The sequence below is a fragment of the Promicromonospora sp. MEB111 genome, assembly GCF_030209445.1.
Classification (GTDB): domain Bacteria; phylum Actinomycetota; class Actinomycetes; order Actinomycetales; family Cellulomonadaceae; genus Promicromonospora.
In genome coordinates this window covers 98897-117712 of the sequence record NZ_JARVSD010000003.1, presented here as the reverse complement: position 1 = coordinate 117712, position 18816 = coordinate 98897, and the positions used below count along the sequence as shown (strand labels likewise).

At 72.2% G+C, this 18816-nt stretch carries 18 protein-coding genes; 2 read left to right on the top strand and 16 right to left on the bottom strand.

Annotation, left to right across the window (positions count from 1 at the left end; translation table 11 throughout):
- Position 1: 1 nt before the first annotated feature.
- From nuoK to QRN56_RS02345, 13 genes are all read right to left on the bottom strand, one after another.
- On the bottom strand, positions 2-301 hold the full coding sequence (nuoK, locus tag QRN56_RS02405) for an NADH-quinone oxidoreductase subunit NuoK (RefSeq protein WP_285100873.1): 300 nt from the start codon (positions 299-301) through the stop codon (positions 2-4).
- Complete coding sequence (locus tag QRN56_RS02400; RefSeq protein ID WP_285100871.1) at positions 301-1125, bottom strand: NADH-quinone oxidoreductase subunit J; 825 nt, start codon at positions 1123-1125, stop codon at positions 301-303. The genes nuoK and QRN56_RS02400 overlap by 1 nt, the downstream gene beginning before the upstream one ends.
- A complete protein-coding gene (nuoI, locus tag QRN56_RS02395) occupies positions 1122-1961 on the bottom strand; it encodes an NADH-quinone oxidoreductase subunit NuoI (protein ID WP_285100870.1) in 840 nt (279 codons plus the stop codon). Before nuoI ends, QRN56_RS02400 begins: the two co-directional genes overlap by 4 nt.
- A complete protein-coding gene (gene nuoH, locus QRN56_RS02390; RefSeq protein WP_285100869.1) occupies positions 1954-3249 on the bottom strand; it encodes an NADH-quinone oxidoreductase subunit NuoH in 1296 nt (431 codons plus the stop codon). The genes nuoI and nuoH overlap by 8 nt, the downstream gene beginning before the upstream one ends.
- Positions 3246-5882: an NADH-quinone oxidoreductase subunit G gene (locus tag QRN56_RS02385; protein ID WP_285100868.1), complete on the bottom strand. Its 2637-nt coding sequence runs from the start codon at positions 5880-5882 to the stop codon at positions 3246-3248. Before QRN56_RS02385 ends, nuoH begins: the two co-directional genes overlap by 4 nt.
- A complete protein-coding gene (gene nuoF / locus QRN56_RS02380; protein ID WP_285100867.1) occupies positions 5879-7225 on the bottom strand; it encodes an NADH-quinone oxidoreductase subunit NuoF in 1347 nt (448 codons plus the stop codon). Before nuoF ends, QRN56_RS02385 begins: the two co-directional genes overlap by 4 nt.
- Positions 7222-8070, bottom strand: coding sequence for an NADH-quinone oxidoreductase subunit NuoE (gene nuoE, locus QRN56_RS02375; protein WP_285100866.1), 849 nt, complete (start codon positions 8068-8070; stop codon positions 7222-7224). The genes nuoF and nuoE overlap by 4 nt, the downstream gene beginning before the upstream one ends.
- On the bottom strand, positions 8067-9437 hold the full coding sequence (locus tag QRN56_RS02370) for an NADH-quinone oxidoreductase subunit D (RefSeq protein ID WP_502928737.1): 1371 nt from the start codon (positions 9435-9437) through the stop codon (positions 8067-8069). Before QRN56_RS02370 ends, nuoE begins: the two co-directional genes overlap by 4 nt.
- Positions 9434-10201: an NADH-quinone oxidoreductase subunit C gene (locus tag QRN56_RS02365; RefSeq protein ID WP_285100865.1), complete on the bottom strand. Its 768-nt coding sequence runs from the start codon at positions 10199-10201 to the stop codon at positions 9434-9436. Before QRN56_RS02365 ends, QRN56_RS02370 begins: the two co-directional genes overlap by 4 nt.
- Positions 10198-10749 carry a NuoB/complex I 20 kDa subunit family protein gene (locus tag QRN56_RS02360; RefSeq protein ID WP_036971201.1) on the bottom strand — a complete coding sequence of 184 codons (552 nt, stop codon included), beginning with the start codon at positions 10747-10749 and terminating at the stop codon, positions 10198-10200. The genes QRN56_RS02365 and QRN56_RS02360 overlap by 4 nt, the downstream gene beginning before the upstream one ends.
- A 75-nt stretch (positions 10750-10824) precedes the next feature.
- The gene (locus QRN56_RS02355) at positions 10825-11184 is read right to left on the bottom strand and encodes an NADH-quinone oxidoreductase subunit A (RefSeq protein WP_020016036.1); all 360 of its coding nucleotides are present in this window, start codon (positions 11182-11184) and stop codon (positions 10825-10827) included.
- A 43-nt stretch (positions 11185-11227) separates the two neighbouring features.
- Positions 11228-12523 carry a geranylgeranyl reductase family protein gene (locus QRN56_RS02350; RefSeq protein WP_285100864.1) on the bottom strand — a complete coding sequence of 432 codons (1296 nt, stop codon included), beginning with the start codon at positions 12521-12523 and terminating at the stop codon, positions 11228-11230.
- A gap of 258 nt (positions 12524-12781) precedes the next feature.
- The gene (locus tag QRN56_RS02345; protein WP_285100863.1) at positions 12782-13477 is read right to left on the bottom strand and encodes a demethylmenaquinone methyltransferase; all 696 of its coding nucleotides are present in this window, start codon (positions 13475-13477) and stop codon (positions 12782-12784) included.
- Positions 13478-13565: 88 nt separating this feature from the next.
- On the opposite strand from QRN56_RS02345, the gene QRN56_RS02340 reads away from it, so the two are divergent.
- A complete protein-coding gene (locus QRN56_RS02340) occupies positions 13566-15017 on the top strand; it encodes an isochorismate synthase (protein WP_285100862.1) in 1452 nt (483 codons plus the stop codon).
- A gap of 100 nt (positions 15018-15117) precedes the next feature.
- Here QRN56_RS02340 and QRN56_RS02335 read toward each other — a convergent pair whose 3' ends face one another.
- Positions 15118-16875: a DUF6114 domain-containing protein gene (locus QRN56_RS02335; RefSeq protein ID WP_285100861.1), complete on the bottom strand. Its 1758-nt coding sequence runs from the start codon at positions 16873-16875 to the stop codon at positions 15118-15120.
- Positions 16866-17459: a DUF6230 family protein gene (locus QRN56_RS02330; RefSeq protein WP_285100859.1), complete on the bottom strand. Its 594-nt coding sequence runs from the start codon at positions 17457-17459 to the stop codon at positions 16866-16868. The genes QRN56_RS02335 and QRN56_RS02330 overlap by 10 nt, the downstream gene beginning before the upstream one ends.
- A 128-nt stretch (positions 17460-17587) precedes the next feature.
- Between QRN56_RS02330 and QRN56_RS02325 the strand changes: the two genes are divergently transcribed.
- Positions 17588-18217, top strand: coding sequence for a TetR/AcrR family transcriptional regulator (locus QRN56_RS02325; RefSeq protein ID WP_285100857.1), 630 nt, complete (start codon positions 17588-17590; stop codon positions 18215-18217).
- A gap of 21 nt (positions 18218-18238) precedes the next feature.
- Here the strand turns inward: QRN56_RS02325 and QRN56_RS02320 are convergent, their stop codons facing one another.
- Positions 18239-18736, bottom strand: a complete 498-nt coding sequence (locus tag QRN56_RS02320; RefSeq protein ID WP_285100856.1) for a GNAT family N-acetyltransferase — start codon at positions 18734-18736, stop codon at positions 18239-18241.
- Between the last annotated feature and the right edge of the window lie 80 nt (positions 18737-18816).

The following is an 18816-nucleotide window of genomic DNA, read 5'->3' as shown; positions in this document are numbered from 1 at the left end:
TCTACCCCCGGAGCAGGTTGACGTCGTCGACCGAGGCCGAGCGGCGGGTACGGAAGATCGTCACGATGATGGCGAGACCGACGACGACCTCGGCGGCGGCGACGACCATGACGAAGAAGGCGAGCACCTGACCGGTCAGGTCGCCGTGCATCCTGGCGAAGGTGACGAAGGCGAGGTTGGTCGCGTTGAGCATGAGCTCGACGCCCATGAACACGACAATCGCGTTGCGGCGCAGCAGCACGGTCGTGGCACCCACGGCGAAGAGCACGGCGGCCAGGACCACGTAGTTGGTGATGTCCATCAGGCCTCTCCCTCGGTGGTGCGGGCCTCGGACGTGCCGGCGTCACGCGTACGGACGTCGACGAGCTCGGTGCCCGGTGCGTGCGGCGCCGCCTTCTCCTGGCCGCGGATACGCAGCACGCGCGAGACCGACTGCGGCACCTGCTCGCCGTCGGGCCCGAGCGCGGGCGTGTCCATGGCGTTGGAGGTGGCGTAGACGCCCGGCGACGGCAGCGGCGTGAGCACGACGCCCTCGGGCAGCGCCCTGATGCGCGCGTCCGCGACCGCCCGCTGGTCCTGCTTGGGGGTGAGCCGACGGCGGTGCGTGAGCACGAGCGCGCCGACGGCCGCCGTGACCAGCAGCACGCCCACGGCCTCCATGGCCAGCACGTAGTCGCCGAACAGCACGCGGGCCAGGGCCTGCGGGTTGGCGACGCCGCCCGGGTCTCCCCCGGCCAGCCCGGCCGGGGGCGGGAACGCGGCACGGGCCACGACGCCGCCCAGGATCACCGCGAGGCCGATCCCGATGAGCAGGCCCACCCAGCGCTGCCCGCGGATGGTCTCCGTGAGCGAGTCGGACGCGTCCACGCCGACGAGCATCAGCACGAACAGGAACAGCATCATCACCGCGCCCGTGTACACGACCACCTGCACGACGCCGAGGAACGGCGCCTCCTGCGCGATGTAGAGGATCGCCATGCTGACCATGACGAACACGAGGCACATCGCGGCGTGCACGGCCCGCTTGACGAACAGCAGGCCCAGTGCGGCGAGCACCATGAGCGGCGCGATCACCCAGAACAGGACGGTCTCGCCGGTCGTGATCTCCAGCCCGGCGGGGGTCATGCCGTCACCCCCGGACGGCCGGCGCCGGTCGCGTCGCTCGCCAGGACCCGCACCGAGCCGACCGCGGCCGCACCCGCGGACCGCTCGGCGGCGCCCGGGCCCTCCTCCGGCCGCAGCTCGTGCTGCCGCTGGGTGGGCGCGGGCGCCTTGCCCGACGCCACGGCGTCCGCGGCGTCCAGCGTCTCGTCGTCCGGCCGGTGCTCGCGGACCCAGGCGACCTGCGCCGCCGTCGGGCCCAGCACGTCGCCGCTGTAGTAGTCGGTGTCCGTGGTGCCCTCCACCATGGGGTGGGGCGCCGCGAGCATGCCCTCGGCCAGCGGGGCCAGCAGGTCCTGCTTCTCGTAGATCATGCCCGCACGCGTCTTGCCGGCGAGCTCGAAGTCGTTCGTCATGGTCAGCGCCCGCGTGGGGCAGGCCTCGATGCACAGCCCGCAGAAGATGCAGCGCAGGTAGTTGATCTGGTAGACGCCGCCGTACCGCTCACCGGGGCTCATGTGCGCGCCCTGCGAGTCGTCCGCGTTCACCTGGAGGCCGGCGTTCTCCGGCAGGGCCGCGTTGGACGCGCCCTCCACGTAGATCGCGTCCGCCGGGCACGCCCAGGCGCACAGCTCGCAGCCGATGCACTTCTCCAGCCCGTCCGCGTACCGGTTGAGCTGGTGGCGGCCGTGGAAACGGGGCTGGGTCGGCACCTTCTCGCGGGGGTACTGCTCGGTGACCGTGGGCCTGAACATCGACGACAGCGTCACGCCGAAGCCCGCGACGGGAGCGAACAGCTCCCCGATGGGTCCCGGCTGTGGCCGCAGGGGCTGGTACTCGCCCGTCTCTCGCTTACTCACCGTGGACCTCCTTTCCGAACCGCTTGGACGGGGGCAGCTTCTCGCCGGGCAGCGGCGGCACCGGGAACCCGCCGGCGAACGCGTCGACGGGCTCCTTGTCCGGGCCGCCCGGTGGCGCCTCCTTCTTCTCCGGCCAGAACCACATGACCGCGATGAAGACGACGGCGGCCCCGATGATCACGGGGACGAACTGCTGGAAGGACATGCCCTGCACGCGCTGCAGCCACTGCACGACGGCGAGCACGACGACCCAGGTCAGCGCGACCGGGATGAGCACCTTCCAGCCGAAGACCATGAACTGGTCGTAGCGCAGGCGCAGCAGCGTGCCGCGCACCCACACGAAGAAGAACATGACGGCCCAGAGCTTCACGAGGAACCAGATGATGGGCAGCCAGCCCTCGTTCAGCGCGCCGCCGAGGAACCCGTCGGGCACCGGTGCCCGCCAGCCGCCCAGGAAGAGCGTGACGCAGACCGCGGAGACGTTGAGCATGTTGATGTACTCCGCCAGGAAGAACCAGGCGAACTTCATCGACGAGTACTCGGTCATGTAGCCGGAGACGAGCTCGCCCTCGGCCTCGGGCAGGTCGAACGGCAGGCGGTTGGTCTCGCCGATCATCGAGATCACGTAGATCACGAAGGCCGGCGCGAGCGGGATGAACCACCAGATCTGCGTCTGGCTGGAGACGATCTGCGACGTCGACATCGACCCCGCCATGATGAACACGCTCACCAGCGACAGGCCCATCGCGAGCTCGTAGCTGATCACCTGCGCCGTGGACCGGACCGAGCCGAGCAGCGGGTAGGTGGAGCCGGAGGCCCAGCCGCCGAGCACGATGCCGTAGACGCCGAGCGCCGCGGCGGCCAGCACGTACAGCACCGCCACCGGGAAGTCGGTGAGCTGCGCCGGCGTGGTCCAGTCGGTCCACGGGAACGGCAGGCTCGGACCGAACGGGATCACGGCGAACACGAGCAGCGAGCAGAACACCGAGATCATCGGCGCCAGGAGGTACACGAACCGGTCGGCCCGCGTGACCGTCATGTCCTCCTTGAGCAGCAGCTTCATGGCGTCCGCGAGCGACTGGAGCAGACCGAACGGCCCGTGCCAGTTGGGGCCGGGGCGCACCTGCATGCGCGCCACGACCTTGCGCTCGAACCAGATCGCGAAGAGGACGCTGGTCAGCAGGAACACCACGATCAGCACGGCCTTGACGATCGAGGCCCAGATGGTCTCCTGCGAGAAGTCGGCGGCGACGCCGGGCGCGGCCTCGGCCAGCAGCACCGGGTTCATCGGGCATCTCCTTCCGAGCCGTGGAACGTGCGGGCCGCCGTGGTGACCCGGACGTCCGCCACGTGGGGGCTGACGCTGACGAGGTCGCCCGCGGAAGCCCCGAGCGTCTCGTGCACGCGGCAGCCGGCGGAGGCCAGCGGCAGCCAGACCACGCCGTCGACCATCCGGTCGGTCACCGCCGCGGGCACCCGGACGGAGCCGCGCGGCGTGCTGACGATGACCGTCTCGCCGTCCGACACCCCGAAGCCGCTCGCCGTGACGGCGGACATCCGGGCGACGGGCCGCTTGGCCGTGCCGGCGAGGAACTGCTCGCCGTCCTGGCCGCTGCCCGCGTCGAGCTGGAGCCGCCAGGTGGCGAGCACCGCCTGACCCGGTCCGACGGTGGGCGGGGCGGCCAGGACATCGCTCTCCAGCGTCACTTGCTCGCCCTCCCACGCGCCCTGGGTGAGGGCGATCGCGAGGTGGGCCTCGGCGGGCGAGCCCGCCTGCAGGTCCACGCCGAGCTGCTGGGCCAGCACGTGCAGCACGCGGTGGTCGGGCAGCGCGCTCGACTCGAGCGCGGCGCCGAAGGACCGCACACGGCCCTCCCAGTTCCAGTACGAGCCGGCGCGCTCCACGGGCGGCGCGACCGGGAGCACGACGTCGGCCCGCTCGGTCACCTCCGAGGCCCGCACCTCCAGGCTCACGACGAACCCGCCGCGGGCCTGCGTCGCGTCGAGCGCGGCGCGGGCGGCGGCCGGGTCGGGCAGGTCGGCGAGCTCGACGCCGCCGACCACGGCCCCGCCGAGCGCGCCCGAGGCGAGCGCCGCGAGGATGCCCGCGGTGTCGCGCCCGGGGGTGGCCGGGAGCTCGGCGCCCCAGGCCTGGGCGACCTCGGCGCGCGCCGAGGCGTCCGCCACCGGACGGCCGCCCGGCAGCAGGTCCGGCAGCAGGCCGGCCTCGACGCCGCCGCGCTCGCCCGCACGGCGCGGGATCCACGCGAGCCGCGCGCCCGTCGCCTCGGCGAGCCCGAGGGCCGCGGTGTAGGCGCCCGGCGAGCCCGCGAGGCGCTCGCCCACGAGGATCACGGCACCCGGCTGGGCCAGGGCGCTCGTGTCGATGTCGGACGTCGGGGCGTCCGCCGGGAGCAGGCCGCCGGCCAGGCTGGTGGTCAGGCTGGTCAGCCGCTCGGCCTCGGTGCCGGGGGCCGCCGGGAGCAGCGTGCCGTCCAGGCGGGTCAGGCCGCGGGTCGCGTAGGGGGCGATCGAGAAGACCTTGGTCCCGGCCTTGCCCTGGGCGCCCTTGCGCAGCCGCAGGAACGTGACGCCCGCCTCCTCCTCGGCCTCCAGACCGACGAGCAGCACCGCGGGCGCCTGCTCCAGGTCGCGGAACGTGACGCCGACGCCGGAACCGGCCACGACGCGGGCCAGGAACGCGGCCTCCTCGGCGGAGTGCACGCGCACCCGCTGGTCCACGTCGTTGGTGCCGAGCGCCGTCCGGGCGAACCGGGACCAGGCGAACGCGTCCTCGACGGTGAGGCGGCCGCCCGGCAGCACGCCGACACCGCCGTTCTCGCGCGCCGCGGCCAGGCCGGCCGCCGCGACCTCGAGGGCCTCGACCCAGGACGCGGGGCGCAGCTCGCCGTTCTCGCGCACCAGCGGGGTGGTGACCCGGTCCGGCGCGGACTGCCACGTGAACGCGAAGCGGTCCTTGTCGGTGATCCACTCCTCGTTGACCACCGGGTCCTCGCCCGACATCCGGCGCAGCACCTGGCCGCGACGGTGGTCGATGCGGATCGCGGAGCCGCACGCGTCGTGCTCGGCGATGCCCGGGGTGCTCACCAGGTCGAACGGACGCGACCGGAACCGGTAGCCCGCGCCCGTCAGGGCGCCCACCGGGCAGATCTGCACGGTGTTGCCCGAGTAGTAGGATGAGAAGGGCCGCCCGGACGTGTCCGTGGTGGCCTCCCCGATCGGACGGTCCACGGGACCGGTGCTCGACTCGGCGCCGGCGAAGCCGAGCACGTCCTCGTCGTACCGGCCGATCTGCTGGTGCGCGCCGCGGTCCTGCAGCGCGATGAACGCGTCGCCCGCGATCTCCTCGCTGAACCGGGTGCAGCGCTGGCACAGCACGCAGCGCTCTCGGTCCAGCAGGATCTGCGTGGACAGCGCGATCGGCTTGGGGAACGTGCGCTTGACGTCGGTGAACCGCGTCTCCGGCCGGCCGTTGCTCATCGCCTGGTTCTGCAGGGGGCACTCGCCGCCCTTGTCGCAGACCGGGCAGTCCAGCGGGTGGTTCATGAGCAGCAGCTCCATGACCCCCTGCTGCGCCTTGTCGGCGACGGCGGAGGTGTGCTGCGTCTTGACGACCATGCCCGGCGCGACCGTCATGGTGCACGACGCCTGCGGCTTGGGCATGGGCCGCACGTTGCCCTCGCGGTCCGGCATGGCCACCTCGACGAGGCACTGCCGGCACGCGCCGGCGGGCGCCAGGAGCGGGTGGTCGCAGAACCGCGGGATCTGGATGCCGGCCTGCTCGGCGGCGCGGATGATCAGCGTGCCCTGGGGGACGCTCACCTCGGTGCCGTCGATGGTGAAGGTGACCAGCTCGACCGGGGCCGCCTCGGTCGTGGGGTTGTTCGTGGTGACGGTCATCGGTGACCTCCCGCCCCGGCGCCCGTGAGGGCGCCCGGTGTCCGTGTCTTGGGGGTGTACGGGAACAGCGCCGACGCGCTCGGGTCGAACGGGCAGCCGTGGCCGTCGATGTGCGCCTGGTACTCGGCGCGGAAGTGCTCGATGCTCGACGTGACGGGCGAGACCGCGCCGTCGCCAAGCGCGCAGAACGCCTTGCCCAGGATGTTGTCGCACAGGTCGACCAGGAGCTCCAGGTCGCCGTCCTGCCCCTCGCCGGCCTCGATGCGGCGCAGCACCTGCTTGAGCCAGTAGGTGCCCTCGCGGCACGGCGTGCACTTGCCGCACGACTCGTGCGCGTAGAAGTCGGTCCAGCGGGACACGGCCCGGACCACGCACACCGTCTCGTCGAAGATCTGCAGCGCGCGCGTGCCGAGCATCGACCCCGCGGCGCCCACCGACTCGTAGTCGAGCGGGGTGTCCAGGTGGGCCTGCGTGAAGATCGGCGTGGACGACCCGCCGGGGGTCCAGAACTTCAGCTCGTGCCCCGCGCGGATGCCGCCCGACAGGTCGAGCAGCTCGCGCAGCGTGATGCCGAGCGGGGCCTCGTACTGGCCGGGCCGGGTGACGTGCCCCGACAGGGAGAACAGCCCGTGGCCCTGCGACTTCTCGGTGCCCATCGAGGAGAACCAGTCGGCGCCCCGGGCGACGATGCCGGGCACCGACGCGATGGACTCCACGTTGTTGACCACGGTGGGCCGGGCGTACAGGCCGGCGACCGCGGGGAACGGCGGCTTGAGCCGCGGCTGGCCGCGCAGGCCCTCCAGGGAGTCGAGCAGCGCCGTCTCCTCGCCGCAGATGTAGGCGCCCGCGCCGGCGTGCACCGTGACGTCGAGGTCGAAGCCCGAGCCCTGGATGTTCTTGCCCAGGTAGCCCGCCTTGTATGCCTCCTCGACCGCGTTCAGCAGCCGTCGGTAGACGTGCAGCACCTCGCCGCGCACGTAGATGAACGCGTGGTCGCAGCCGATCGCGTAGCTCGTGATCGCCACGCCCTCGATGAGGTGCTGCGGGCTGGCGAGCATCAGCGGGATGTCCTTGCAGGTGCCCGGCTCCGACTCGTCGGCGTTGACCACCAGGTACCGCGGGCCGCCGTCGGGCGGGGGCAGGAAGCCCCACTTCATGCCCGTGGGGAAGCCCGCGCCGCCGCGGCCGCGCAGGCCGGAGTCCTTGACCGCCTGGACCAGCGCGCCCGGCTCCATGGTCAGGGCCTTCTTGAGCCCGGCGTAGCCGCCGTTGCGCTCGTACGTGGCCAGCCGCCAGGAGCGGTCCTTGTCCCACGTGTCGGTGAGTACCGGTGTGAGGTTCACTTCGCGTCCTCCCCGGGCTTCTTGTCCTTGCCGACCTCGGTGTCGGACGACGTCGCGGGCTTGCGCTCGGCCGAGGAGCCGGGCGTGCCGACCGGCGGGCTGGTCTGCCCCGCGGCCGCGCCGTCCGCGGCGGTGCCGTCCGCCGCGCCGTCGGCCGCCGGGGCGTCCGGCGCCGTCCAGCCGCGCTCGCGGGCGATCGCGAGCCCGGCCAGGGTCGGCTCGCCCGCGCCCACGCCCTCGTCGGCGCGGCCGTCGGGGAACCCGGCCAGGATGCGGCTCATCTGCTTGAACGAGCACACGGAGGCGGCGCCCCGGGTGGGGACGACGTCGTCACCGAGGCGCAGCTGGTCCGCGAGCGCCGTGGCCGTCTCGGGCGTCTGGTTGTCGAAGAACTCCCAGTTGACCATCACGACGGGTGCGTAGTCGCAGGCGGCGTTGCACTCGATGCGCTCCAGGGTGATGGCGCCGTCGTCGGTGGTCTCGTCGTGGCCCACGCCGAGGTGGTCGCTGAGCTCGTCGAAGATGGCGTCGCCGCCCATGACGGCGCACAGGGTGTTGGTGCACACGCCCACGGTGTACTTCCCGTTGGGGTGGCGCTTGTACTGGGTGTAGAAGGTGGCGACGGCGGAGACCTCGGCGGCCGTGATGCCGAGCGTCTCGGCGCAGAACAGGATGCCGTCGCGGCTCACGTACCCGTCGACCGACTGCACGAGGTGCAGCATCGGCAGCAGGCCGGACCTCGGGTCCGGGTAGCGGGCCATGATCGCCGTGGCGTCGGCGGTCAGGGACGCGACGGTCTCGGCGTCGTAGCCGGTCTTCGTGGCCGCCTGCGGATCTGCGGTCATCGGTCCACACCTCCCAGCACGGGGTCCAGGGACGCGACGGCGACGACGACGTCGGCCACCTGGCCGCCCTCGCACATCACCGACGTGGCCTGGAGGTTGTTGAACGAGGGGTCGCGGAAGTGCGCGCGGTAGGGGCGGGTGCCGCCGTCGGACACGACGTGCACGCCGAGCTCGCCGCGCGGGTGCTCCACGGTCTGCCATGCCTGGCCCACGGGGACGCGGAAGCCCTCGGTGACCAGCTTGAAGTGGTGGATCAGGGCCTCCATGGAGGTGCCCATGATCTTCTTGATGTGCTCCAGCGAGTTGCCCTGGCCGTCGCCGCCGACGGCGAGCTGGGCGGGCCACGCGATCTTCTTGTCGGCGACCATGACGGGCTCGCCCTCGGTGCGGTCGAGCCGCTCCAGCGCCTGCTCGATGATCTTCAGCGACTGGTAGCACTCCTCCACGCGGAGCACGACGCGGTCGTAGCAGTCGGCGCCCTTCGAGGTGGGGACGTCGAAGTCGTAGGTCTCGTAGCCGCAGTACGGGTTGTCCTTGCGGACGTCGTACGGCAGGCCCGTGGAGCGCAGCACCGGTCCGGTCACGGCCAGGGCCATGCAGCCGGAGAGGTTCAGCACGCCGACGTTCGTCAGCCGCGCCTTGAAGATCGGGTTGGCGAGCATGAGGTCGCCGAGCTGCTTGAGGTAGCCGCGCACGTTCTTCAGCGCCGCGCGGGCCTGGGTGGTGAAGCCTTCGGGCGTGTCCACCGCGACCCCGCCGGGGCGGATGTACGCGTGGTTCATGCGCAGGCCGGTCACGGCCTCGAAGAGGCGCAGGATCTCCTCGCGGGCGGTGAACCCGATGGTCATCACCGTGGTGGCGCCCATCTCGTTGCCGCCGGTGCCGAGGCAGACCAGGTGGGAGGCGATCCGGTTGAGCTCCATCATCAGCACCCGGATCACCGAGGCGCGCTCGGGGATGTCGTCCGTGATGCCGAGGAGCTTCTCGACCGCGAGGCAGTACGCGGCCTCCTGGAACAGGGGCGCCACGTAGTCCATGCGGGTGCAGAACGTGGTGCCCTGCGTCCAGGTGCGGAACTCCATGTTCTTCTCGATGCCCGTGTGCAGGTAGCCGATACCGGCCCGGGCCTCGGTGACGGTCTCGCCGTCGATCTCCAGCATGAGACGCAGCACGCCGTGCGTGGACGGGTGCTGGGGACCCATGTTGACGACGATCCGCTCCTCGCCGATCGCCTCGCGCGCGATGTCGTCCCAGTCGCCGTCGCCGTAGGCCTCGAAGGCGCGCACGGTGGACGACATGTCCTCGTTCCCGGCGGGGCGCGTCGCGTGCGGGGCGGGCGGCGGCCTGTGGTCAGTGGGAGCGCTCATGAGTAGCTCCTCCTCGTGTCCGGCGGGGGCACCGTGGCGCCCTTGTACTCGACGGGGATGCCGCCGAGCGGGTAGTCCTTGCGCTGCGGGTGGCCCACCCAGTCGTCCGGCATCTCGATCCGGGTCAGGGCGGGGTGGCCGTCGAAGACGATCCCGAAGAAGTCGTAGGTCTCGCGCTCGTGCCAGTCGTTGGACGGGTACACGGACGTGGTCGACCGGATGTGCGGGTCGTCGTCGGGCGCGGCGACCTCCAGCCGCAGCCGGCGGGAGTGCGTGACCGAGGCCAGGTGGTAGACGGCGTGCAGCTCCCGGCCCGCGTCGTGCGGGTAGTGGACGCCGCTGACGCCGAGCGACAGCTCGAACCGCAGGTCCTGGTCGTCGCGCAGCGCCTGGCAGACGGCGGCGACGTGCTCGCGGGCCACGTGGATCGTCAGCTCCGCCTGCTGCGCGTCCGCGCTCGCGGCGCCGTGCAGGTCCACGACCACCTTCTCGACCGCCTGGTCGAAGGTGGGCCCGCCGGTCCGTGCGGCGTCCTCCAGCACCTCGGCCAGGACGTCGACCACCTGGTCGAACCAGCTCCCGTACGGGCGGGGGGACGCCGCAGGCATCGCGACGGGCGTGACCAGGCCGCCGTAGCCGGACGTGTCGCCCGAGCCCTGGGCGCCGAACATGCCCTTCTTGACCTCGACCACCTCGAAGGTGGCCGCCCCCTCCGGGGGCGTCAGGGCCGAGCCCTGGTCGCCGCCCGGCGTGACGTCGCTCATCGCAGCAGGCCCTTCATCTCGAAGGTCGGCGTGGCCTCCATCGCGGCCGCCTCGGCGGCGCGCGCGGCCTCGATCCGGTTCACGCCGAGCGGCGCGTTCTGGATGTGGTCGTGCAGCCCGAGGATCGCGTTGATCAGCATCTCCGGGCGCGGCGGGCAGCCGGGCAGGTAGATGTCGACCGGGACCACGTGGTCCACGCCCTGGACGATCGCGTAGTTGTTGAACATCCCGCCCGACGACGCGCACACGCCCATGGAGAGCACCCACTTGGGCTCGCTCATCTGGTCGTACACCTGGCGCACCACCGGGGCCATCTTCTGGCTCACCCGGCCCGCGACGATCATCAGGTCGGCCTGGCGCGGCGACGCACGGAACACCTCCATGCCGAACCGCGACAGGTCGAACCGCGACGCGCCCGCCGCCATCATCTCGATGGCGCAGCAGGCCAGGCCGAACGTCACCGGCCACACCGAGGCCTTGCGCAGGTACCCCGCGAGGTCCTCGATCGTCGTCAGCAGGAACCCTGACGGCGCTTCCTCGACACCCATGTCCCCTCCTTGCTGCCGGGCCGGGCCCGGCGTCGCTGCCCGGCGCTGTCAGGCGCCGGACGTCCAGTCGCTGTCTCAGACCCAGTCGAAGCCGCCGCGGCGCCACTCGTAGACGAACGGGACGGTGATCAGCGCCAGGAACGCCAGCATCGCCACCAGCCCGAACGTCGCGAGCGTCGTGAAGTCCACGGCCCACGGGTAAAGAAAGACGACCTCGATGTCGAAGACGATGAATGTCATCGCCACCAGGTAGTACTTGATCGGGAGCCGACCGCCGCCCACCGCGTGCGGCGTCGGCTCGATGCCGCACTCGTACGAGTCGAGCTTGGCGCGGTTGTAGCGCTTGGGGCCGATGATCGCGCTCGCGGCGACACCGCCGAGCGCCAGGACCGCCCCGATCGCCATGAGGATCAGGATGGGTACGTAGGGATTCATGCTGTGCCCTTCGTGGACGGCTTGCCCTTCATGGACGTGATGCTCATGAGCTCGGGACCACCCTGGTCAGGCCCGCGATGACCCGGTCGACCCAGTCGCCGCCGTGCGGCTCGTAGCAGTCGGACAGGAGCTTGAGCGTGAACTGCATGACGACCTTGCGCGGCAGGCCGTACCGGACGCAGACCCGCATGATCTCGGGGTGCTCGATGAGCCGCACGAACCAGCGGCCCAGCGTGTAGTAGCCGCCCAGGTCGGCCCGCATGCGCTCCGCGTAGGTGGCGAGCGTGGCCTCGCGGGCCTCGTCGGTGGCGCGGTGCCGGGCCTGGCTGATCGCCTCGGCGGCCACGCGCCCGGCCTGCAGCCCGTAGGCGATGCCCTCGCCGTTGAACGGGCTCACCATGCCGGCGGAGTCGCCGGCCAGGAGCACGCCGGCCGCGTACAGGGGGCCGCGGTTGTAGCCCATGGGCAGGGCCGCGCCGCGGATGGGCCCGCGCTCCGGCTCGTGCACCAGGTCCCAGCCCTCCGGCGCGCTCTTGTCGAGCCACGTCTCCATGAGCCGCCGGTAGTCGATGCCGGCCGCGGACTGCCGGGCCGGGGTGGAGGACACGCTGCCGAGGCCGACGTTCACCGTGCCGTCGCCGAGCGGGAAGATCCAGCCGTAACCCGGCAGCAGGGCGCTCTTGCCCGGCTCGCCGTCCCACAGCTCGAGGTGCGACTCCATGAACGGGTCGTCGTGCCGCGGGGTGCGGTAGTAGGCCCGGACGGCGGTGCCCATGGGGCGGTCGTCGCGGCGCTCCCGGCCGATGCCGAGGGCGAAGCGCGAGCTGACGCCGTCGGCCGCCACCACCACGGGGGCGCGGAACTCCTTGACCGGGCCCTCGGCGCGGCCGCTGGCGTCGAGCGGCTGGGCGGTGACGCCGACCACGCGGCCGTCGTCCGCGCGCAGGGCGCCGGTGACCTTGGTGCGCTCCAGCAGCTTGGCGCCGCTCGCCTGGGCGTGCTGGGCCAGGGTGTGGTCCAGCGTCATGCGGGCGCGGGCCATGCCGTAGCCCGGGTAGGTCGTCAGGTCGGGCCAGTCCAGCTCGTAGGAGCGGCCGCCGCCGTGCACCCGCAGGCCGCGGTTGCGGATCCAGCCGTCCTCCTCGCGGGTGGGCACCCCCATGCGGACGAGCTCGGCCACGGCGCGCGGCGTCAGGCCGTCGCCGCAGATCTTGTCCCGGGGAAACTCGCCCTTCTCCAGCAGGAGCACGTCGAGCCCCGCGGCCGCGCACCAGTGCGCGGTGGACGAGCCGGCCGGACCGGCGCCCACCACGATGACATCCGCGTCGTCGCGTATCACTCTTCGCACGTTCACCCCCGTTGGGAACCCGCTGCCTGGTCGTTGCTGACCTGCTGTGCGGGGTTCGGCAAGGGCTTCCTGACAAGCCCTTGTGAACCCTGTCACAACACCGACACCCTAGCCACACTTAGGGGGGATTGTGTAGGAAGGTTCCCCTTACTTGGGGAGGTCGCGAGCGGTCCGCCCCGGGAAATGCGATCAGGCATGGTCCCGGTCCGGGAACCATGCCTGATCACCTGCTGACGGCGGGCCTTCGGCTCACACCGGGCGGACCGCCCGGTGCAGGGCCACGATGCCGCCCGTCACGTTGCGGTAGGCGGCGTGCTCCCAGCCCGCCTCCAGCATGAGCTTGGCCAGGTCCACCTGGGTGTGCCAGGTGCGGATGGACTCGGCGAGGTAGTCGTAGGAGCCCTTGTCGCGGGTCACGGCGCTCGCCACCACGGGCAGCGCACGCATCAGGTACTCCTGGTAGACCTTCCGGAACGGACCCCACGTGGGGGTGGAGAACTCGCAGATCACCACGCGCCCGCCCGGCCGGACCACGCGCAGCATCTCGCGCAGCGCGGCGCCGGTGTCCACCACGTTGCGCAGGCCGAAGCTGATGGTCACGGCGTCGAACGACTCGTCGGCGAAGGGCAGCCGCGTGGCGTCACCCGCGACGAAGGGCAGGTCCGGACGGCGCTGCTTGCCCACCTGCAGCATTCCGATCGAGAAGTCGGACGGGACCACGAAGGCGCCGTCGGCGGCGAAGGGCTCGCTGCTGGTCCCGGTGCCCGCGGCGAGGTCCAGCACGCGCTCGCCCGGCATCGCCGCGACGGCCTCGACCGTGAGGCGGCGCCAGCGCCGGTCCTGGCCCAGGGAGATGAGGTCGTTCGTGAGGTCGTAGCGGGCGGCGATCCCGTCGAACATCGACGCGACCTCGGCCGGCTTCTTCTCCAGACTCGCACGTGACATAGCTGCCATGCTTTCACGCCGCGGCCCCGCCTGTGACCTCCGAAACAGCAGGTCTCCGACCAGCTCGCCCGCGCTTATCCTGAAAGCGATGATCGCTTCACCTTCCGGCGGCACCTCCGGCACACCCACCGGCACCAGCGTGTACGACAGCTGGGTGGCGCAGCCCCCGCCCGTGTCCGACGAGGCACCGCCGGGCGCTCCCCACGGCCCGCAGCTCGTGGTCCGCACCGTCGCGACCGACGACCTCCCGGACACCCCGACCGCGCTCGTGGACCGGCTCCCCGACACCAACGCGCTCGCCTGGGTGCGGCACGGCGACGGGCTCGTGGGCTGGGGCGAGGCACTGCGGTTCGAGACGTTCGGCCCGGGCCGGTTCGCCGACGCCGACGAGGCCTGGCGCCAGGTGCTCGACAACGCCGTGGTGCACGACGACGTCGACCTGCCCGGCAGCGGGCTGGTCGCGTTCGGCAGCTTCGCCTTCGACGACGTCTCCCCCGGCGACGAGTCGGAGGACCCCGCGCGGGCCAGCGGCGTGCTGATCGTGCCGCGCGTCGTCGTCGGACGGCGGGGCGACAAGGCCTGGATGACCACGATCTCCCTGGTGGGCGACCGGTCCGCCCCCGTGGGCGAGGACCTGCTCTCGGCCTACCCGCACCAGCCCGTGACGGAGCCGGGCCGGGTGGTCCTCGCCGACGGCGCCGTGGGCGCGGCCGACTGGCCCGCCGTGGTCGCCGAGGGGATCGCCCGGATCCAGACCGGCGAGCTGGAGAAGGTGGTGCTCGCGCGCGACGTCGTGGCGACCGCCGAACAGCCGCTCGACACCAGGCACCTGCTGGGCCGCCTCGCGTCCGCCTACGACGCCTGCTGGGCCTTCAGCGTGGACGGCATGGTGGGCGCGACGCCGGAGCTGCTCGTGCGCAGCGAGAAGGGCCTGGTCGCCTCGCGTGTGCTGGCGGGCACGATCCGCCGCGAGCACGGCACGGCGGACGCCGACGACGCCGACCTGCTGCGCGCCGCCCAGCTCGCCCGGTCCTCGAAGGACCTCGAGGAGCACGAGTTCGCGGTGCGCTCCGTGGCCGCCGCCCTGCAGCCGTTCTGCTCGTCGATGAACGTGCCCGAGGCCCCCTTCGTCCTGCACCTGCCGAACGTCATGCACCTCGCGACGGACGTGACCGGCGTGCTGACGGACCAGCACGCGGCGTCGCGCAGGCCCGCGCCGTCGTCCCTCTCGCTCGCCGCCGCGCTGCACCCGAGCGCCGCCGTCTGCGGCACGCCGACGACCGCCGCGCGCAGCCTGATCCGCGAGATCGAGGGCCTGGACCGCGCCCGCTACGCGGGCCCGGTGGGCTGGGTCGGGGCCGGGGGCGACGGCGAGTGGGGCATCGCCCTGCGGTCGGCGGAGATCTCCGCGACCGACCCGCGCCACATCCGCCTGTTCGCGGGCTGCGGCATCGTCGCGGCGTCGGACCCGCAGGCCGAGCTGGCGGAGTCCGAGGCGAAGCTGGAGCCCATGCGCTACGCGCTGGGCGTCTCGTCCTGAACCGCGCCCGCCCCCGTGCGCGTTGAGTGCTGGGTATGTGTTGCCGGATCGTCGTCCGGCAACACATACCCAGCACTCGACGGGGCTCAGCGGGAACGGGTCAGGCGTCGCCCGCCCTCGGGCCCTTGCCGATCGGGTTGGTCGGGTCGCCCCAGACCTGCTCGCGGAAGTTGTCCCAGACCTGCAGGTCGGACGTGGCGCCGATGAAGCCCATCCGCGCGTCCGTGGCGGTCAGCAGGATCTCGATGAGCGAGGCACCCTCGAGCACCTTGGTCGCCACCTCCAGGAGGTCCTGCCCGTCGGGCAGGTTCGCGTGGATCGACGACACGTACATGTGCGCGTCGCCCTCGAGCGACACGAAGCTGGCCCGCGTGTCCGTGCCCGCGACCGTGCCCTCGTCGTACGCGTACGACTTGAGCCAGAACCCGTCGACGACCACCTTGTCGGCCGAGATCTTGATGGCGTCGCGGCGCGAGCCGTCGTTCTTGACCGGCACGTTCGCCAGGCCGATCCCGTTGATGCCCGTGAGCGGGATCGTGAGGTCCCGGCTCTCCAGGTCGGCGGGGAGCGAGAAGACGGAGCCGTCCTCCTTGGCACCGCACTGGCCGGGCAGGTCGATGTTGAGGTCGAACTTTCCGCCGAACGTCACCTTCACGCAGGTGCCGAGCTCGGTGTGGAGCGCCTCCTCGATCGTCGCCTGCGGGTCGATCTCGCCGCACGGGTCGCTCGGGGCCTCTTCCGCGGCGTCCGCGGGCACCTCGCCGTCCTGCGTCGGTTCCTGGCACTCGGGCTCGCCGTCCTCGCCCGTGCCGGCGGCGTCGTCGCCCTCCGTGGCGTCACCGGAACCGGAGCCGGCGTCGCCGCCCTCGGCCGGGTCGGTCGCGCCGCCGGTGACCTCGTCGACCGCGTCCCCGACCGGATCCCCGGCCTCGTCGCCGCCGGACTCGGACGTGCTCGGCGACGGCGTCGGCGAGGCGGACGGCTCCGCGTCCCCCTCGTCGCACGCGCCGAAGACGACGCACCAGAACGAGTCGTCCTGGGTCTCGGCCATCGACGTGGTCGCCGGCAGGCTCATGCCGCCGACCGCCATCGCGCTCGCCACCACGACCGCCGCGGACTTCTGCGACAGGGCCTTCAGCGCGCCGCTGAGCGAGTCCACCCGGCGGGTCGGCTCGGTCTCGGGGGCGGGTTCGGCGGTCGCCTTCGGCGCCGGCTCGTCCTGCTGCGGGGCGTCGTCGTCCGCGGGCTCGTCCGCCTCGGGCTCGGCGGCGGCGGGGGATCGTTCCGCGCCGGGCTCGGGGGCGGCGTCCGACGCCGGAGCGCCGTCCTGCGCGGTGCCGGCCTTCCCGGCCGCGGCGGCGCCGTCGGCCGTACCCGACCCTGCCTCGTTCCCCGGCTCCGCCTCGTCGGCGGCCTCGGCCGTGCCACCCTCCGCCGCCTCGGGCGCCCAGGACACGACGATGATGCCGCCGACCACGCCGAGCAGGAACCCGATGATCCAGCCGCCGAGGTTCACGCCGGCGATCGAGTAGACGGAGATCGCGAGCGCGATCACGCCGTAGAAGATGCGGTGCACGGGCTGCGCGATCACCAGGATCCCGAGCAGCACCAGGGCCAGCGGCAGGATCGTCGCCTGCGCGCCCTCGACCCCGAACCGGAGCACGACGTTCATCCCGAGCTGGTCCAGCTTGATGGGACCGGACAGGAGCATCTCCAGGCCCGCGAGAACGACCAGCACACCCCCGACGAACGGCCGCTGCCTGCGCCAGGGGCGGAAGTCCCTGCGCCAGTCAGCGAGCCTCGCGCGAAGTCCGGGGCGGCCGGCGTCCGCCGGGCCGTCACCCGGACTCAGAAGCACTCGGTGCCGTCCGTGATCTTGAGGCTGAGGTCCGTCAGCTGGAAGACGGCGGCCTGCGTGCTCCACGACACCTGCTGGAGCCCGTCGATGTCGATCGAGTCGGAGTCCATGGCGAAGTCGCCGGCGTCGCCCTTCTTGGTCGTGTTGACCGTCGAGGCGTCCACACCGATGCGGATGTTCTTGAAGATCGCGGTACCGGACAGGTCGCTCATGCCGATCTGCAGGTCCGTGGCCTTGGCGGGCTCGTCACCGGTGCCCGCGGAGATCAGCAGGCCCACCTTGCCGAGCGGCGTGTCCTGCACGACCGACTGGCAGAGGTTGTAGAGCTGCGCGTCCTTGATGTTCGCGATCGCGGCGGGGTGCTGCGTGCCGTCGGAGGCGGTCGCGACGCCCGCGTACTGCGAGAAGCCCGTGCCCGCGAGCTTGTCGGCGCCGATCTTGAACTGGCTGCCGGAGATGGCGAACGAGACGGGCACTGCGCCCTGTGCAACCCCACCGAGCAGGACGCTGGCGGCAATGGTGACCGGGATGACGGCGAGGGCCACGCGGCCCTTACGCGTCCCCGTGAGCTTGCTGAGCTTCATTGGTGTTCCCCTCATGCCAATGTGAGGACGACGGCGTCGTCGTCCCGCCGCGACCGTAGCGCGATTACTGACTCACCGTCAATTGACCCCCTGACGGCGGCGCAAAGCATGCCGGATATGCTCGACACATGGCAACAGCCCGACGCACGCGCCTCCGCCCGGAGGAACGCCGCAACCAGCTCGTGGCCCTCGGAGTCGCGACTCTCGCGGACCGCCCGTTGGCCGAGGTGACCGTCGAGGAGATCGCCGCCGAAGCCGGTGTCTCGACGGGTCTGGTCTACTACTACTTCGGCTCCAAGAACGGCCTGCACCACGAGATCGTGCGCCGCGCGCGCGACTCGATGCTCCACGCCTCGGAGCCGCAGCCCGAGCTCCCGCCCGCCGACCGCCTGGCCAACACCCTGACCCGGCTCGTCGAGTACGTCCGGGAGCACGGCCCTACCTTCTACTCGCTCGTGCGCGGCGCGGCCAGCGGCGACGAGGAGGTGCGCGCGGTGATCGAGGACGCGCGGCGCCAGCAGACCGAACGCGCCCTCGCCGTCCTCCTGGAGCTGGGCGTGCCGGAGACCGAGCTGCTGCGCATCGCGGTCCGCTCGTGGGTGGCGCTCGCCGAGCAGGCCCTGGTCGACGGCGGCATCAACTCCGACCTCGCGGACGCCGAGCTGGTCGGCTACCTCGAGCGCAGCCTGGGCGGCGTCGTCGCGGCCGTGGTGCCGGGTGCCGCCGAGGCCCTGTTCGGAGCGCAGACCAAGGCCTGAGCCGGGCCCTCGGCCGGCAGGTCAGAGCGGCTTGACCATCAGCAGGCAGGGGTCGTCCGCCCACAGGTCGGGGAACTCCTCCACCGGGTGGAAGCCGCAGGCGCCGTAGAAGGCGCGTGTCTGGTCGAAGGCGGGGTCGTGCGCCGAGGGTCCCAGCGTCTTCACGCTGAGCAGGCGTACGCCCTGACCCCGCAGGTCGTCCTCGACCCGGGCCATGAGGTCGCGCCCGATCCCGGCGCGGTGGTGCTTGCGCCGGACCGCCAGCAGGTGCACCTCGGCCGACGTCGGGTAGCGCTGGTCCAGGAGCAGCACGCCGAGCACGTCGTCGGCCGGGACCGCGCCGCCGTCGGCCCCGACGGAGGGCGAGGCGACCGCGAGGTAGTTGGGGAACCGGTCCGCCGCCTCGACGTACTCGTGCGTGAACCGGTCGATGCCGAACCACTCCGGCAGCTCCTCGAGGATGTCGTGCGCGGCATCCGACCTGCCGAGAGTCCTGACCACGGTGTACGTCCCAGACACGCGGACCAACCTAAACCGGTCGGGCCAAGTTCACCCGCTGAACGCGAATACGTGTCAGACCCCCAGGTCACTCGCGTGAT

Coding starts and splice junctions, on each gene's coding strand:
- nuoK (WP_285100873.1), bottom strand. CDS start 301: ATGGACATCACCAACTACGTGGTCCTGGCCGCCGTGCTCTTCGCCGTG.
- QRN56_RS02400 (WP_285100871.1), bottom strand. CDS start 1,125: ATGACCCCCGCCGGGCTGGAGATCACGACCGGCGAGACCGTCCTGTTC.
- nuoH (WP_285100869.1), bottom strand. CDS start 3,249: ATGAACCCGGTGCTGCTGGCCGAGGCCGCGCCCGGCGTCGCCGCCGAC.
- QRN56_RS02385 (WP_285100868.1), bottom strand. CDS start 5,882: ATGACCGTCACCACGAACAACCCCACGACCGAGGCGGCCCCGGTCGAG.
- nuoE (WP_285100866.1), bottom strand. CDS start 8,070: ATGACCGCAGATCCGCAGGCGGCCACGAAGACCGGCTACGACGCCGAG.
- QRN56_RS02370 (WP_502928737.1), bottom strand. CDS start 9,437: ATGAGCGCTCCCACTGACCACAGGCCGCCGCCCGCCCCGCACGCGACG.
- QRN56_RS02365 (WP_285100865.1), bottom strand. CDS start 10,201: ATGAGCGACGTCACGCCGGGCGGCGACCAGGGCTCGGCCCTGACGCCC.
- QRN56_RS02360 (WP_036971201.1), bottom strand. CDS start 10,749: ATGGGTGTCGAGGAAGCGCCGTCAGGGTTCCTGCTGACGACGATCGAG.
- QRN56_RS02355 (WP_020016036.1), bottom strand. CDS start 11,184: ATGAATCCCTACGTACCCATCCTGATCCTCATGGCGATCGGGGCGGTC.
- QRN56_RS02345 (WP_285100863.1), bottom strand. CDS start 13,477: ATGTCACGTGCGAGTCTGGAGAAGAAGCCGGCCGAGGTCGCGTCGATG.
- QRN56_RS02340 (WP_285100862.1), top strand. CDS start 13,566: ATGATCGCTTCACCTTCCGGCGGCACCTCCGGCACACCCACCGGCACC.
- QRN56_RS02330 (WP_285100859.1), bottom strand. CDS start 17,459: ATGAAGCTCAGCAAGCTCACGGGGACGCGTAAGGGCCGCGTGGCCCTC.
- QRN56_RS02325 (WP_285100857.1), top strand. CDS start 17,588: ATGGCAACAGCCCGACGCACGCGCCTCCGCCCGGAGGAACGCCGCAAC.